Below are 14,581 nucleotides of genomic sequence, written 5' to 3' on the forward strand. Positions count from 1 at the left end.
ACAACGGAGGAAGGCGGCGACATGAACGACCTCGGAGTCATCGATCGCTTCATGGAGACCTTTACCCGCTACATTGACAGTGGGTTCGGTCTGCTTTCGGGCGACGTTGCCTTTCTCACCACCATTCTGATCGGCATTGACATCACGCTCGCGGGCCTGGTCTGGGCGTTCGGCGGCGAGCCCAACATTCTTGGCCGGCTTGTTCGCAAAGTGCTCTATGTCGGCGCCTTCGCCTTCGTCCTGAACAATTTCAAGAACCTCGCCGACATAATTTACCGCTCCTTTGCCGGTCTCGGCTTAAACGCATCGGCCGGCAACCTGCCCGCCGACAGTCTCCTGCGGCCAGGCCGCATTGCCGCGGCCGGCTTCGAGGGCGCCTGGCCGCTCCTTAATCAAGCGAGCCAGCTAGTAGGCTTCCCCGAGATCTTCGGTAACGCGCTCACCATCTTCGTGCTGCTTCTGGCCTGGTTCCTGGTCCTCATCGCCTTCTTCATTCTTTCCATCCAACTCTTCATCACCATCCTCGAGTTCAAGCTCACCACGCTGGCCGGCTTCGTCCTGGTGCCCTTCGCGCTCTGGAACCGCTCGGCGTTTCTGGCCGAGCGCGTGCTCGGCAATGTGATTTCGTCGGGCATCAAGGTGATGGTGCTTGCCGTCATCGTCGGCATCGGCTCCACGCTCTTTGGCGAGTTCGCTTCCGCCCTGCAGGGCCAGGAGCCGGACCTGGCGGCGGCCATGTCTCAGGTGCTGGGTGCGCTGGCGCTGCTTGGGCTCGGCATTTTCGGCCCCGGGATTGCCTCGGGTCTTGTTTCCGGCGCGCCGCAGCTTGGAGCCGGCGCGGCACTTGGAACAATGGCGGCCGCAGCTGGATCAACGCTCGTTGCCGGAGGCGCTGCGTTTGCCGGCGCGCGCATGGCAACAGGCGGCGGCCTCGCCGCAGTCCGTGCCGGCACCGCCATGGGGTCCGCTGCCACCGTCGCTTGGCAGACGGGGCGCGCGACATCGCCCGAGTCCGGGCTGTCCGGGGTAGCTGCTGGGCTGCAGGGGGTTGCGAGTGCCGCTAGCGGCGCCGCGATGCGGGGAATGCGATCCGCAGCAGAACCATTCCGCCGTAGTGCCGACGCCGGTCGCGATGCCGGCTGGACCGCGACCGGCGGCATGCCGACCGCGTCAAAGACAGGAACCTCGCCCGCTGCAGCCTCTGACCCTGCGCCGGTCTGGGTAAGGCGTCTGCGTTCCGAACAGACCGCACGCGCCCATCGCAATGCTGCCACGCAGGCGGTGCGCGATGGAGATCGGGGCGGAAGCGGCGCCAATCCCTCCCTCAATGACAAGGAAGACTAGATGCTCTTCAAGCGACCCGTTCAGCGTTATGGAAAGACGCCCGAACCCGTAACACCCTACCAGAAGGCCAGCCAACTCTGGGATGAGCGCATCGGCACGGCGCGCGTCCAGGCCAAGAACTGGCGCTTCATGGCCTTTGGCTGCCTGGCTCTGACGACGGGGCTTTCCGGTGGGCTTCTGTGGCAGTCGATGCAGGGCCGCGTCGTGCCTTATGTCGTCGAGGTCGACCGCTTTGGCGAGGCGCACGCGGTCGCGCCGGCAGTCCAAAACTACCAGCCCGACGATGCCCAGATCGCCTGGCATCTCAGCCGCTTCATCCAGAATGTTCGTTCGGTTTCCACCGATGCGGTTCTGGTGCGGCAGAATTGGCTGTCGGCCTACGACTTCGCCACCGACCGAGCGGCGCTCTTCCTCAACGAATATGCCAAGGCGAACGACCCTTTCGGCCAAATCGGCACGCGCAGCGTGTCAGTGCAGGTGACCAGCGTGGTCAGGGCTTCCGACAGCTCGTTCCAGGTCAAATGGACCGAGCAGGTGTTCGAGCGCGGCAGCCTCGCCAGCACGACGCGCTGGATCGGGATCCTCACCATCCTCATCCGCCCGCCTAGGACAACCGAGCAGCTGCGCAAGAACCCGCTCGGCGTCTTCATCAACGCCATCGACTGGTCGCGCGAGCTCGACAGCGCCGCGCCAACCCCCGTTTCCCCTAAGGAGCCCGCCAATGACAAATAGAGCCCCATTGCTTCGTGCTGCCTTGATCCTGTCGGCGTCTGCTGCGGTTCTTTCGGCCTGTGCCTCGAAGCCAGTGCCGCCGCCTCAGATTTCCTATGACCACGAGGACTTCAAACCAGCCGCGATCGAGAAGGCGCCGGAGAAGCCGGTCAAGGTCGTGGAAGTGCCGAAGCCGTTACCGTTGCCTGGTCAGTTGATGCCCGGACCCGGCAAGCCCGCCCCAGATAAGCGCTCGCCGGAAGAACAGGTCGCCGATGCCAACAAGGCGGCGACGCAACAACCCACCAAGTTTGGCTATGTCAATGCGGTGCAGGTTTACCCCTTTGCCGACGGCGCGCTCTACCAGCTCTACGCCGCGCCGGAGCGCGTCACCGATATCTCATTGCAGCGGGGCGAGAAGCTGACCTCGGTCTCAGCCGGCGATACGGTCCGTTGGGTGATCGGTGACACCGTTAGTGGCTCAGGCGATGACCAGCGCACTCATGTGCTGGTGAAGCCATTCGCGCCGGGGCTTGCCACCAATCTGGTCATCACGACGGATCGCCGATCCTATCACCTGCAGCTTCAAAGCACGGAGAAGACCGCCATGGCGGCCATCTCCTGGACCTACAGCGAAGACCAACTCGTGGCGCTTCGGCGGCGCAACGCTCAGGCCGAGGCTGAAATGCCCGCGGCCTCGAACGTAGCACTCGAAAACATCCGCTTCCGCTATTCGATCGCCGGCGACACGCCACCGTGGAGACCGACGCGCGCCTTTGATGATGGCAGCAGGGTCTATATCGAATTCCCGCGCCGTATCGACCAAGGTGAGGCGCCGCCGCTCTTCATCGTCGGAGCCGACGGGGACAACCAGCTCGTCAACTATCGCATGCGCGGCAACTACTACATCGTCGATCGCCTCTTTGCTGCGGCCGAGCTAAGGCTGGGCACCAAACAGCAGCAGGTGGTGCGCATTACGAGAACCGACGGTCAGCAACCGCCGCGCCGGGTTTCGCTGTTTTCGCGTTTTGGCAGGTGAGGGGAGGCTCATGACCGATACTTCCCATCCGAATGCTCCGCCGAAGCTCAATCCCGAACAGCTGCAGCTGCGAGCCTCGCCCCGCCGAGCGGTGCGGTTCAGGCGCGGCATAATCGTCGCGATCGCTGCTGTTGGTTCCGGCGCTGTTTTTGGCGTCACGATGATGGCGCTGCGGGGACCCGCATTGCGCCTGAAACAGCAGGCCGAAGAGCTCTACAGCACGGACCGCAAGCCGACCGCCGAGGGACTTGAATCGCTGCCCAAGGACTATTCCGGGAGCAAGCCGAAGGCTCCGGTGCTTGGACCGCCGCTGCCCGGGGATCTCGGCCGTCCTATTCTCGAGCACCAGCGCCAGCTTGGCATCGCCCCTGGGCAAGACGTTTCCGCCGAGGCGCAGCGGCTTGCACAACAAGCGATTGAGGCGCGCGAGTCGCAAGTCCTCTTCCGCATCGAAAACCGGCCCCAGCAGACGGAAGCTTTTGGCAATGGGCAGGGCGGACGTTCACCTTTCGAGACGGCGTCTCCGCAGCCAGACACTGAAGGCCAGCGAGCTTCCGTCGCGCCGGCCGAGGGCGACCAGAACAACCAACAGCGCAAGCTCGATTTCATCGATCAACGGAACACCGGCGGGATCTACAACCCGCATGCACTGCAGACGCCGGCTTCGCCGTATCAGATCATGGCCGGCAGCGTGATTGCGGCAAGCCTGATCACCGGCATCAATTCCGATCTGCCCGGCCTCGTCGTCGCGCAGGTTACCGAGAATGTGCGCGACAGCGTCACCGGCAGCATCCTGCTCATCCCGCAGGGCTCCCGGCTGATCGGCACCTACGATAGCGTTGTAGCCTTTGGCCAAAGGCGCGCTCTGTTGGTGTGGCAACGCATTGTGATGCCGGACGGCTCATCGATCGAAATCGACAATCTGCCCGTGACCGACGCGGCCGGCTACGCCGGGCTCGAGGACAAGGTGGATTTCCATACTTGGCAGTTGATCAAGGGCGTCGCGGTGGCCACATTGCTGGGGGTTGGTACCGAGTTGAGCTTTGGGGAAAATGAAAGCGACTTGGTCAAGGCAATTCGTGAATCCACCCAGCAGAACGTCAGTCAAGCGGGCCAACGGATCACTGAAAAGAACCTGAACGTCCAACCCACGATCACCGTGCGCCCTGGTTGGCCGTTGCGCGTCATCGTGCACAAGGACCTCGTGTTGCGGCCATACACGGGGTGAACAGGAGGACTTCATGGCTAACCTGAAACTCGGAAAACTTCCGGACCGGACACCTTCGAAGATCACCATCACCGTTGGCGCCGACTTGAGCCAAGCACTCAACGACTATGCCGCACTTTACCGTGAGACCTATGGCGAGTCCGAAACGGTGGCGGAACTGATCCCCTTTATGCTGGTCGGGTTCCTGGAAGGCGACCGGGCGTTTGCCAAGGCCAGAAAGGAAGGTCTGCCGGGCGCCGGCGCGTCGGAGAAACCACGAAGGCAATCATCTTCCACACTGGACAACGGTTAGCGCTTGGTGTCGTTTTGGAGCACGCTAGGTTCTTGATCCTACCGCGTTGCCGCCGGTCCGTACTCCACCAGTTCGAGTGCCTCCTCCTTTGTGCAGGAATTCGCCTGAGCGAGTTCGAGCGCCTCTTCAAGGAAGCGATGATTGCGCTCCTGTACATCGAGGTGCGCCGGCGTCGGAAAGCACGCGACAATCCATTGCCACACGCGGTGTTGAAACGAGCCTGAAGGCATGTCTAATTCCCAGCGGTTACCCTGAGAAGACACTGAGTCTGAGGGAGATTCAAGTTTCAGGGGAACAACTAAGCCTGCTAGACAATAAGTGCATAAAAGCCGTGGCTTTTTCTTGCGGCCGGCCTCGTTCTCTTCGGACAAAAAATCGATCTTGTCACGATGCCGCCAGACCGGATGCTGAATGACAGCTTCTCGCCAACAGTAATTGAATAGCGGACCAGACCGCTCCCGGCCCCGACAAGTTGTTGAGTTCTCGACCAGCGGTCATTCTCGATTGTACCGTAGCGAAAGGTCGATCGCACATTGTTGCGTGGCGCAATGATTTTATATAGGTTAGTATATGAAGGTTGCCGATATGTGAACCTATATAGCGTTAAATTGATATAGGGACGTATATTGACGCCCGTCATATACGAGCCTATATCAGGCTAGCTCATACAGAAATCGTATACGCCATGAAGATCAGAACAGCTCGCGACATTGGAATCCTGATCAAGGAGGCCCGCACCCGGCGCGGCCTGTCACAGGCTGCCTTGGCCAAAATGATCAACACGACGCAGACGTGGGTGTCGTGGATCGAGAACGGCAAGCCCAGCGCCGAGATCGGCAACGTGCTGCTGGCGCTGACCACGCTTGGTGTGGAGATGGACTTTCAGATCCCGCCGGCGCCGACGTCGGCTGATCATCATCATAATGCCGATGAACGGCATGTCGACGATGACGACGACGAGATTCCCTACAAGCTCTAGATGACGATGATCATGATGAACCCGATCGACACCCTCGACGTCTATATCGCTGGCAGACCGGTTGGGGGGCTCCACCACCTGCAGGGCGGCAAGCTTTCGTTCTCCTATCACGAGGCATGGATGGAAGGCCGGGTGGCGATCCCGCTCTCCCTGTCCATGCCGACGATCACCAGGACCTACGAGGGCAAGGTCGTCGAGGCATTCCTCTGGGGCCTACTGCCGGATAATGAGCAGACCCTCGCCAGATGGGCGCAGAGGTTCCAGGTCTCCGCCCGAAACCCGTTTGCCCTGCTCAAGAATGTCGGCCGCGACTGCGCCGGCGCCGTCCAGTTCCTTTCGCGTGGCGACCAGATTTCCCGCGGCGAGAACGTGGAGTTGCTCACCGAGGCGCAGATCGGCGACCGCCTGCGCGATCTGCGCAAGGATGGTGCAGCGACCCGGCGAATCGGCGATCCTGGTCAGTTCAGTCTCGCTGGTGCGCAGGCAAAGACGGCGTTCCATTTCGACACGGGCAGCAATCGCTGGGGTATTCCTCTAGGCGACACGCCCACGACACACATCTTAAAGCCGCCTTTGCCGCACTTGCACGGGCATACTGAGAACGAGCATTTCTGCCTGCAGCTTGCATGCAAGCTCGGCATGGACGCTGCACACAGCCAGGTTCTCGACTTTGCAGGCGAAAAGGCGATCGTTCTCGAGCGCTACGACCGCCGCAACATCGACGGCAAGACCATCCGCATCCATCAGGAGGACATGTGCCAGGCCCTGTCGGTGATGCCGACGCTAAAGTACGAGAACCAGGGTGGGCCAGGTATCACGACGATCTCCAAAAAGGTGCTGTCGGCCTCCCTCGACCCCGTCCAAGACCGTCAGACCTTCATGGCCGCGAACGTTTTCAACTGGATCATCGCCGGCACGGACGCGCATGCAAAGAACTACTCGATGCTGCTCGGTGCCCAGGGCGAGGCCCGCCTAGCTCCGCTCTACGACATCTCCTCCATTCTGCCGCACCTCGGCGAGGGAGAGATCCAAGCTGAGATGCGCGACCTTAAACTGGCGATGAAGATCGACAGAGTCTACCCGATCGACGAGATCATGCCGCGCCACTGGGGGCGCTGTGCGTCCTCAGCAAAGGTCGGCGCCGAGTACACGGTGCGGACGATCCGCCATCAGCTCGCGGTGATGCCCGATATGGCATCGGAGTGCGCCCAAGAGCTTCGCCAAGAGGGGATCATCCATGAGATCGTTGCTCGCCTCGTCGACGCGATCGCGACGCGCATCAAGAGCTTGTCCCGGATCTATGGAGAGGAAGCCGCCGCGGAGCCCCTGGAGGTTGTGGAGGTGAAAGTCGGGCGGGGATAGCGGATCCACGGACTAATGCCGGCGAAACGGACGGACCGCACACTGCCCAAGGGATTCTCGCTCTAGTAGCGCGGCCCCGGGCCGGGTAGATGGCCGGTTTCGGAACCGGCCATCCGGCATCTTGAATGACGGGAATGGGGTCGGCTGCAGAACGGCAGCTTCCCGCCGAACGTTGCCCAAGAGCGGCCAGTCCAGTCCGCTCTCGGCCAACCGTCATCATTCACGAACCTTATTGATTCCCCGGAGAGAAAGTTGATCCTCCGGGCCGACGATTTGGCGCGAGTTTCGGCGTTTTTCGACGGTCAGTATGATTTCCGGCGGTTAGAGATTTGCATCGGCGTTTGGTGAACGGCCGCTGTTGGGTTCAAAGTGGATGGTCGCGTTGGCTTGCGACGTCCCTCGATTGAGATCACCCGCGGGTTTTTGCTCTTGAGTTCATCCAGATAGTCGGCCCACCATTGCATCATTTTCACGCGCTCGTCCCAGTGCTCTGCCCGGGCGTAGGCGCGCCGAACGTCGTTGTTCTCAATGTGGGCCAGCTGCCGCTCTATGGCGTCCGGATGCCACTTGCCGCATTCGTTCAGCAGAGTTGATGCCGTTGCTCGAAAACCATGCGCGGTAGCTTCTTCCTTGCTGTAACCCATACGACGCAGTGCGGCGTTAAGGGTATTGTCGGAAATCGGACGCGAAGCCGATCGAACACTAGGAAACAGCAGCGATCCATCACCAGAGATTTCTCTCAGTGAAGTCAGGACGCTGATCGCTTGCTTTGATAGGGGTATGCGGTGCGGCCGTCGCATTTTCATGCGTGCTTCAGGGATCGTCCACACCGAGCTTTCAAAATCGAACTCTTCCCATTCAGCGGCGCGAAGCTCGCCTGGGCGGGGAAACAGCAGCGCTATCAGCTTCAGACCGGCTCGGGTTGTAGGCTGTCCGTCAAATGCATGGATCGCCCTCAGCAAACCGCCCAAGGCCTTCGGATCGGTAATCGCGGCGCGAGACGTTACCTTCGGACTGATGAGTGCGCCTCTGAGGGCGAAGGTCGGATCTGTCTCGGCGCGTGCGGTCGCGATCGCGTATCGAAACACGCTGCCGATGGTGGAGCGCAGTCGCCTGGCCGACTCATACCGACCGCGAACCTCCACGCGACGGAGGGCGGTAAGGATGCTGGCCGGCTCGATCTCCCGAATGCACTTGTCGCCGATTATCGGATAGGCAAAGTCGAGCAGCCATTTGACCTTGCTGATCGTCCGGTCGGCACGTCCCTCCTTCTTCAACTTGTCAACATATTCGTCCGCGATTGAGCGAAAGGAGTCCTTTGCCGAATCGGCCTTCCGCAAGCTGCGTTCCTTTCCAGGGTCGACGCCAGCTAGCAGGAGCCTTTTAGCATCATCGCGCGCCTCCCGTGCCTCGGCGAGAGAGATAAGGGGATAGCTGCCCAGCGCGAGCAGTTTCTGCTTGCCGTCAAAGCGGTAGGCGAGCCGCCAGAGGCGAGAGCCCGTGGGCTGTACCCATAGCTGCAGCCCGCCCCCGTCAGACAATTTCGCGAGTTTGGAAGCAGGGCGGGCGTTTCGACATTTCACGTCGGATAGGGCCATTCGTCAGGTCTCCCTTGGCTGTTTCGATACCATCAGGATGTCGAATACCAACGGAAATACCATCCCCCCGCCTCGTTGGATCAAATGCGCCCGAAGCGCTCTCTGTCACGCCTAAATGCGCAATGCGACAGCAAAAGATCAATAATTCCAGTCGCTTGCAGAAGCTGCAGCGTAGACGGTTCGGCTAAACGGAGTGTCGGGAGAAGAGGGGATGGTGCCCAGAGGCGGATTCGAACCACCGACACGCGGATTTTCAGTCCGCTGCTCTACCAACTGAGCTATCTGGGCCTCGCCGACAAACGAGACATCGCCTGACCGGACTTTCAGGAAAGCGCCGTGGAGCACCCCTTGAAAGCGCGTGGGTTATAGCACGGGAATCCGGCCTGTCCAGCGCCTAAGCGCTGATTTTCCGGGGCAATTGTCGCAGACAATACCGACGCCGGCAAAGCAGCAATTGCGTAAGGTCGGCGAAGTGGAATTGCGCGGCCGGCACCGCCCAAACCCTACTTCGGCTCGTCGCTCTCGTCCTCGTCATCCCGCGCGGTGATGACATAGGCGCCCTTCAGCCAGCGGTTGAGGTCGATGTCCTTGCAGCGCTTAGAGCAGAACGGATAGGTCTCGCGCGCCGACGGCTTGCCGCATTCGGGGCAGGGGCGCTTCGGGCGCAGTGGTGTGACCTTATCGTCCAGGCTCATGGCCGCGCGGTATGCCAGCTGGTGTGGACCTTGAAGCCTTCGCCCGAAAGCAGCGCCACCGTCTCGTAGAGCGGCAGGCCGACAATGTTGGTGTAGGAGCCGACCAGCTTGACGACGAACGAACCGGCGAGACCCTGGACGGCATAGCCGCCGGCCTTGCCGCGCCATTCGCCGGAGGCGACATAGGCGTCGATCTCCTCGCGTGGAAGCCGCTTGAAGCGTACCCTGGATTCAACCAGCCTTTGGCGCAGCTTGCCGCCCGGCGTAATCAGGCAGATGCCGGAATAGACCCGGTGCGAACGGCCCGAAAGCAGTCCAAGGCAATTGGCGGCGTCGTCCAGCGTCTCGGCCTTGGGCAGGATGCGGCGTCCGACCGCGACCACCGTATCGGCGGCCAGCACGAAACTTAGCGCATAGTCTTCCTCGCTTTTCAGCGAGGCCAGCGCCTTCTCGGCCTTTTCCTTCGACAGCCGCTTGGCCAGCGAGCGCGGATGTTCGGCGCGCAGCGGCGTTTCGTCGACATCGGCTGGCAGCACGCGGTCCGGCTCGATGCCGGCCTGTTGCAACAGTTCGATCCGGCGCGGCGAACCAGAGGCAAGCACGAGCTTCTGCAGGATGCTCATCGCGGTTCGCGCCGGACTGTTACTTGAAACGGTAGGTGATGCGGCCCTTGGTCAGGTCATAGGGCGTCATCTCGACCAGGACCTTGTCGCCGGTCAGCACACGGATGCGGTTCTTGCGCATGCGGCCAGCCGTATGGGCGATGATCTCGTGTTCGTTTTCGAGCTTCACCCGGAACATCGCGTTGGGCAACAATTCCGTCACGACACCCGGAAACTCGAGGACTTCTTCCTTCGGCATTCGATACCTTTGCTTGGATTGCAGTTCCGGCGCCCTGGAGCGCCCAGGCCGGAATTTCGGCGGAACCTATATGATAATCGTGCGCTTGTGAACACGCTTAGATCGCGTCATATGCGACGCGCTCCAAGGTTTCGTTTTATGCATGTCGTTGTCTCAAAACCGGGACCGCTTTTGAGCGACATGCATCAATCCGCCGCGTTTTTTACCTCCGGAAGCAGAAAACGTCGGCTGATGCGCGCTTTCAGCCGTTCTCTCACGTCGCGATAGCTGGCCATGATCTGCTCGCGCCTGCCGCCGACATCGGTCGGATCCGGCATCGGCCAGTATTCGACGTCGACGGCAAGCGAGCGGGTGAGTTCGAGCGCGGCGTGGTGGGCTTCCGGCGCCAGGGTGACGATCAGGTCGAAATAATCGTCCTCGAGATCGTCCATCGAGCGCGGCTGGCGCTCGCCCAGCGTCAGGCCCTCTTCGGCCAGCACCGCGTCGACGAACGGATCGCGCTCGCCCCTGTGCACGCCGGCAGAGGCGACGAAAGTGGCCGGCGGCAGCATGCGCCGCGCCAGCTGCTCGGCCATCGGTGAGCGCACGGCGTTCATGCCGCACAAGAACAGGATCGAGCGGGGCGCCCCAGTCAGGTCTAACCCCGCCAGTGCAGCACGCAGACCAGCGTGAACAGCCGCCGCGCCGTGTCGAAGTCGATGTCGATCTTGCCGGCCAGCCGGTCCATCAACGTCTGCGAGCCTTCATTGTGCAGGCCGCGCCGGCCCATGTCGATCGCCTCGATATGGCTCGGTGTCGAAGAGCGGATGGCGTCGTAATAGCTTTCGCAGATCAGGTAGTAGTCCTTGACGATGCGCCTGAGCGGCGTCAGCGACAGGATATGGGTGACGACATCAGCACCATCCTCGCGGGCGACCGCAAACACCAGCCGGGATTCGGCCAGCGAGAGCTTCAGCCGATAAGGCCCGGCGCCGTCATCATTGACCGGCTGAAAGCTGTTTTCTTCGATCAGGTCGAAGATCGCCACCGCGCGCTCATGTTCGACATCGGGCGTCGAACGGCCGATCGACTCGTCGAGCTCGACATCGATCAGCCTTGCGCGGGTTTGATCGCCGTCCGCCATCGCCGCCTACATGTTCAGCCGGATGGCGACGGAGCGGCCATGCGCGTCGAGGCCTTCCGCCTTGGCCAGCGCAATCGCCGCCGGCGCAAGTGCTCTCAGCTGCTCCGGCCCGAGCTTCAGGATCGAGGTGCGCTTGACGAAATCGAGCACCGACAGGCCCGAAGAGAAGCGCGCCGAACGCGCCGTCGGCAGCACGTGGTTGGAGCCGCCGACATAGTCGCCGATGACTTCGGGCGTATGGCGTCCCAGAAACACAGCACCCGCATTGCGCATCCTGGCCAGGAAGCCCTCGGCATCGTCGATGGCGAGTTCCACATGTTCCGCGGCGATGCGGTCGACCAGCGGCAGCGCGGCCTCGATGGTCTCCACCAGGATCACCGCACCGAAATCGCGCCAGCTGGCAGCCGCCGTCTCGGCGCGCGACAGGCTCTGCAGCTGCCGCTCGACCGCCTGTTCGACGGCCTTGCCGAAGGCCGGATCGTCGGTGATGAGGATCGACTGCGCCGACACGTCATGCTCGGCCTGAGCGAGAAGATCAGCGGCAATCCAGTCGGGATCGTTGCTGCCGTCGGCCACGACCAGCACTTCAGACGGTCCGGCGATCATGTCGATGCCGACCGTGCCGAACACCTGGCGCTTGGCGGCGGCGACATAGGCATTGCCGGGCCCGACGATCTTGGCGACCGGCCGGATCGTCTGCGTGCCATAGGCAAGGGCGGCAATCGCCTGCGCGCCGCCGACGCGGTAAATCTCCGAAACGCCTGATATATCGGCTGCCACCAGCACCAGCGGATTGATGATGCCGCCCGGCGCCGGCACGACGATGACGATGCGCTCGACGCCCGCCACCCTGGCCGGCACGGCGTTCATCAGCACCGAGCTTGGATAGCTTGCCGTGCCGCCCGGCACATAGAGCCCGACCGCCTCGATCGCCGTCCAGCGCGAACCCAACTCGACCCCGGCGGCATCGGTATAGCGATCGTCCTTGGGCATTTGTCGCTCGTGATGGGATCGGATGCGGTCGCGCGCGAACTTGAGCGCATCGACCGTCTGCGGATCGGCGTCTTTGTAGGCCTGCGCGATGTCGTCCTTCGACACGGCAATGCCGAGGCTATTGAGGTCGGCCTTGTCGAATTTCAGCGTGTAGTCGACCAGGGCAGCGTCGCCCTCGGCACGAACCCGCGCAATGATGGCGCGCACGGCAGTGTCGACGTCCTCCGATACCTCCCGCTTGGTGGTCAGGAAGGCGGCGAAACGCTGCTCGAAACCGGCATCGGACTGGATAAGCGTAATGGCCATCGGCTGCGTCTAGATCGTGATGAGACTTGGTTGAAATCTCATCACGATCTAACCCTTTGTTGGAGCAAGATCTCTGGACAAACGATTCCCGTTTTGTCCAACAAAAACCGGCACCCACTTTTTGGGATCATGCTCTAGACCCTGTGCACCGGACGCGAGGTGGCTTCCCAGGCGCCGCCTATGTCGGCAAGCCGCGCCTCGATGCATTCGACGTCGAGCATGATCGCGCCGCCGCCGGAAAAGACCAATTCGACGATGCCGGCCGGCTTGCTGATTTCGATAAAGCTGATTGCCAGAAGCGACAGCACCTCGGCCGGCCGATCGCGGGCAATGCCGCTGGTCTTGGCGCCGAGCACGCGGTCGAAATGCAACACCGCCTGGCGCCGCTCATTGTGCTGGCTGAACAGCCCGGACTTCGCCTCCCAGACGAAGCGGTTCATGGTCAATATGAAACGCTTGGCCGAAGGCAGGTATTCGAGATCCCAGACCTTCATCACGGCGTCCTGGACGTGAGCCGAGACGATGCTCAGATCCTGATCGTCGAGCGCAATGAGTTTGAGGGCTGCCATGCCGAATGCACACCTGAAAGTTGGTTTCAGCCTTCTGTTAGGCGGTCTTTCCGGTCCGTGCAACCGCGACACAAATTCAACCCGAGGCTAGCGCCTCGGGTTTGAAGTGTTGGCGGTGAATGAAGGCAGCACCAGACGCCTGTCTGTCTGAAGCAACTGCCGTGCGGTCAAGCCGAAATCCGCTCGATCACCGCGCCGCAATTGGAGAGCTTTTCTTCCAGCCGCTCAAAACCGCGGTCGAGGTGGTAGACACGGTTGACCGTCGTTTCGCCTTCGGCCGCCAGACCGGCGATGACCAGCGACACCGAGGCGCGCAGATCGGTCGCCATCACGGGCGCGCCCTTCAGCTTGGAGACGCCGTCGACGATCGCCGTTTGGCCGGACAGCGTGATGTGGGCGCCGAGCCGGGCCAGTTCCTGCACATGCATGAAGCGGTTTTCAAAGATGGTCTCGGTGATGCGCGACTTGCCTTTGGCCATGGTCATCAGGCCCATGAACTGCGCCTGCAGATCGGTCGGGAAGGCCGGGAACGGCGCCGTCGTTACGTCGACCGGCGAAATGCCGGCGCCGTTGCGCCGGACGCGAATGCCGGAATTGGTCGGCGTGATCTCGGTACCGGTCTGGGCAATCACATCCAACGCGGTCTGTAGCAGCTCGGGGCGGGCGCCTTCGAGCACGACATCGCCGCCGGTCATGGCCACAGCCATGGCATAGGTCCCGGTCTCGATGCGGTCGGGGATGACGCGCACTCGCGCGCCCGACAGCGATTCGACGCCATCGATGGTGATAACAGGCGTGCCGGCGCCGGAAATTTTTGCGCCCATGGCGTTGAGGCATTCGGCGAGGTTGACGATTTCGGGCTCGCAGGCGGCGTTTTCCAGCACCGTCTCGCCCTTGGCGAGCGCCGCCGCCATCATCAGCACATGGGTGGCGCCGACGGAGACTTTCGGGAACACATAGCGATTGCCGACAAGGCGGCCATTCCTGGTCTTTGCCAGCACATAGCCGGTGTCGACATCGATGTCGGCGCCCAGCGCCTGCAAGCCCTCGAGGAACAGGTCGACCGGGCGCGTGCCGATGGCGCAACCGCCCGGCAGCGACACTTTCGCCTCGCCCATGCGGGCCAGCAGCGGGCCGATCACCCAGAACGACGCCCGCATCTTCGACACCAGCTCGTAAGGCGCGGTCGTGTCGACGATGTTGCGGGCCGAGAAATTGATGGTGCGCGAATAGCCCTCATTCTGCTTCTCGCGGCGGCCGTTGACCGAATAGTCGACGCCGTGATTGCCGAGAATGCGGATCAGCTGCTCGACATCGGCCAGATGCGGCACGTTTTCCAGCGTCAGCGTGTCGTCGGTGAGCAGCGAGGCGATCATCAGCGGCAAAGCAGCGTTTTTCGCGCCCGAAATCGGAATGCTTCCGGCGAGCTTGTTGCCGCCGACAATTCTGATGCGATCCATGAGAGAATGTCCCCTCGGCCC

General features: G+C 62.0%; 17 protein-coding genes and 1 tRNA gene. 7 read left to right on the plus strand and 11 right to left on the minus strand.

The window, feature by feature from the left end; genetic code table 11:
- Positions 1-21 precede the first annotated feature (21 nt).
- Genes trbL through NLY36_RS22575 form a run of 5 tightly spaced genes read left to right on the plus strand, consistent with a single transcriptional unit; the run spans position 22 to position 4,614 of the window.
- Positions 22-1,344, plus strand: a complete 1,323-nt coding sequence (gene trbL, locus NLY36_RS22555) for a P-type conjugative transfer protein TrbL (RefSeq protein WP_023735758.1) — start codon at positions 22-24, stop codon at positions 1,342-1,344.
- The gene (gene trbF / locus NLY36_RS22560; protein WP_023724108.1) at positions 1,345-2,076 is read left to right on the plus strand and encodes a conjugal transfer protein TrbF; all 732 of its coding nucleotides are present in this window, start codon (positions 1,345-1,347) and stop codon (positions 2,074-2,076) included.
- Entirely contained in the window at positions 2,066-3,094 is a 1,029-nt protein-coding gene (trbG, locus tag NLY36_RS22565) for a P-type conjugative transfer protein TrbG (protein ID WP_023735757.1), read from the plus strand. The genes trbF and trbG overlap by 11 nt, the downstream gene beginning before the upstream one ends.
- A gap of 10 nt (positions 3,095-3,104) precedes the next feature.
- Complete coding sequence (locus NLY36_RS22570) at positions 3,105-4,322, plus strand: TraB/TrbI/VirB10 family type IV secretion system protein (RefSeq protein ID WP_023735756.1); 1,218 nt, start codon at positions 3,105-3,107, stop codon at positions 4,320-4,322.
- 13 nt (positions 4,323-4,335) lie between these two features.
- Entirely contained in the window at positions 4,336-4,614 is a 279-nt protein-coding gene (locus NLY36_RS22575; RefSeq protein WP_023689356.1) for a DUF2274 domain-containing protein, read from the plus strand.
- Positions 4,615-4,652: 38 nt separating this feature from the next.
- Here the strand turns inward: NLY36_RS22575 and NLY36_RS22580 are convergent, their stop codons facing one another.
- Entirely contained in the window at positions 4,653-4,844 is a 192-nt protein-coding gene (locus tag NLY36_RS22580) for a hypothetical protein (protein WP_156933198.1), read from the minus strand.
- Between the two features lie 455 nt (positions 4,845-5,299).
- On the opposite strand from NLY36_RS22580, the gene NLY36_RS22585 reads away from it, so the two are divergent.
- Together NLY36_RS22585 and NLY36_RS22590 are read left to right on the plus strand one after the other, a co-directional pair.
- Positions 5,300-5,593 carry a helix-turn-helix domain-containing protein gene (locus tag NLY36_RS22585; protein WP_023735755.1) on the plus strand — a complete coding sequence of 98 codons (294 nt, stop codon included), beginning with the start codon at positions 5,300-5,302 and terminating at the stop codon, positions 5,591-5,593.
- Complete coding sequence (locus tag NLY36_RS22590) at positions 5,594-6,955, plus strand: type II toxin-antitoxin system HipA family toxin (protein ID WP_050591499.1); 1,362 nt, start codon at positions 5,594-5,596, stop codon at positions 6,953-6,955.
- Between the two features lie 302 nt (positions 6,956-7,257).
- On the opposite strand, the gene NLY36_RS22595 is transcribed toward NLY36_RS22590, so the two are convergent.
- From NLY36_RS22595 to murA, 10 genes are all read right to left on the minus strand, one after another.
- Positions 7,258-8,553 (minus strand): tyrosine-type recombinase/integrase, encoded by a 1,296-nt coding sequence (locus NLY36_RS22595; RefSeq protein WP_023735753.1) that lies wholly within the window; start codon positions 8,551-8,553, stop codon positions 7,258-7,260.
- A 212-nt stretch (positions 8,554-8,765) separates the two neighbouring features.
- Positions 8,766-8,841 (minus strand) — tRNA-Phe (locus tag NLY36_RS22600).
- Positions 8,842-9,056: 215 nt separating this feature from the next.
- The gene (yacG, locus tag NLY36_RS22605; RefSeq protein ID WP_023669280.1) at positions 9,057-9,248 is read right to left on the minus strand and encodes a DNA gyrase inhibitor YacG; all 192 of its coding nucleotides are present in this window, start codon (positions 9,246-9,248) and stop codon (positions 9,057-9,059) included.
- Positions 9,245-9,871: a Maf-like protein gene (locus tag NLY36_RS22610; protein ID WP_023735752.1), complete on the minus strand. Its 627-nt coding sequence runs from the start codon at positions 9,869-9,871 to the stop codon at positions 9,245-9,247. Before NLY36_RS22610 ends, yacG begins: the two co-directional genes overlap by 4 nt.
- A 19-nt stretch (positions 9,872-9,890) precedes the next feature.
- Positions 9,891-10,109, minus strand: a complete 219-nt coding sequence (gene infA / locus NLY36_RS22615; RefSeq protein ID WP_006200926.1) for a translation initiation factor IF-1 — start codon at positions 10,107-10,109, stop codon at positions 9,891-9,893.
- Positions 10,110-10,294: 185 nt separating this feature from the next.
- Positions 10,295-10,705: an arsenate-mycothiol transferase ArsC gene (locus tag NLY36_RS22620; protein ID WP_023669282.1), complete on the minus strand. Its 411-nt coding sequence runs from the start codon at positions 10,703-10,705 to the stop codon at positions 10,295-10,297.
- A 41-nt stretch (positions 10,706-10,746) separates the two neighbouring features.
- The gene (locus NLY36_RS22625; RefSeq protein WP_023669283.1) at positions 10,747-11,232 is read right to left on the minus strand and encodes a UPF0262 family protein; all 486 of its coding nucleotides are present in this window, start codon (positions 11,230-11,232) and stop codon (positions 10,747-10,749) included.
- A gap of 6 nt (positions 11,233-11,238) precedes the next feature.
- Positions 11,239-12,531 carry a histidinol dehydrogenase gene (gene hisD, locus NLY36_RS22630; RefSeq protein ID WP_023697321.1) on the minus strand — a complete coding sequence of 431 codons (1,293 nt, stop codon included), beginning with the start codon at positions 12,529-12,531 and terminating at the stop codon, positions 11,239-11,241.
- Between the two features lie 134 nt (positions 12,532-12,665).
- Positions 12,666-13,100, minus strand: a complete 435-nt coding sequence (locus tag NLY36_RS22635; protein ID WP_023697320.1) for a DUF2948 family protein — start codon at positions 13,098-13,100, stop codon at positions 12,666-12,668.
- A 167-nt stretch (positions 13,101-13,267) separates the two neighbouring features.
- Positions 13,268-14,560 carry a UDP-N-acetylglucosamine 1-carboxyvinyltransferase gene (gene murA / locus NLY36_RS22640; RefSeq protein ID WP_023697319.1) on the minus strand — a complete coding sequence of 431 codons (1,293 nt, stop codon included), beginning with the start codon at positions 14,558-14,560 and terminating at the stop codon, positions 13,268-13,270.
- Positions 14,561-14,581 lie beyond the last annotated feature (21 nt).

This window comes from Mesorhizobium sp. C399B (assembly GCF_030323185.1).
Taxonomy (GTDB): domain Bacteria; phylum Pseudomonadota; class Alphaproteobacteria; order Rhizobiales; family Rhizobiaceae; genus Mesorhizobium.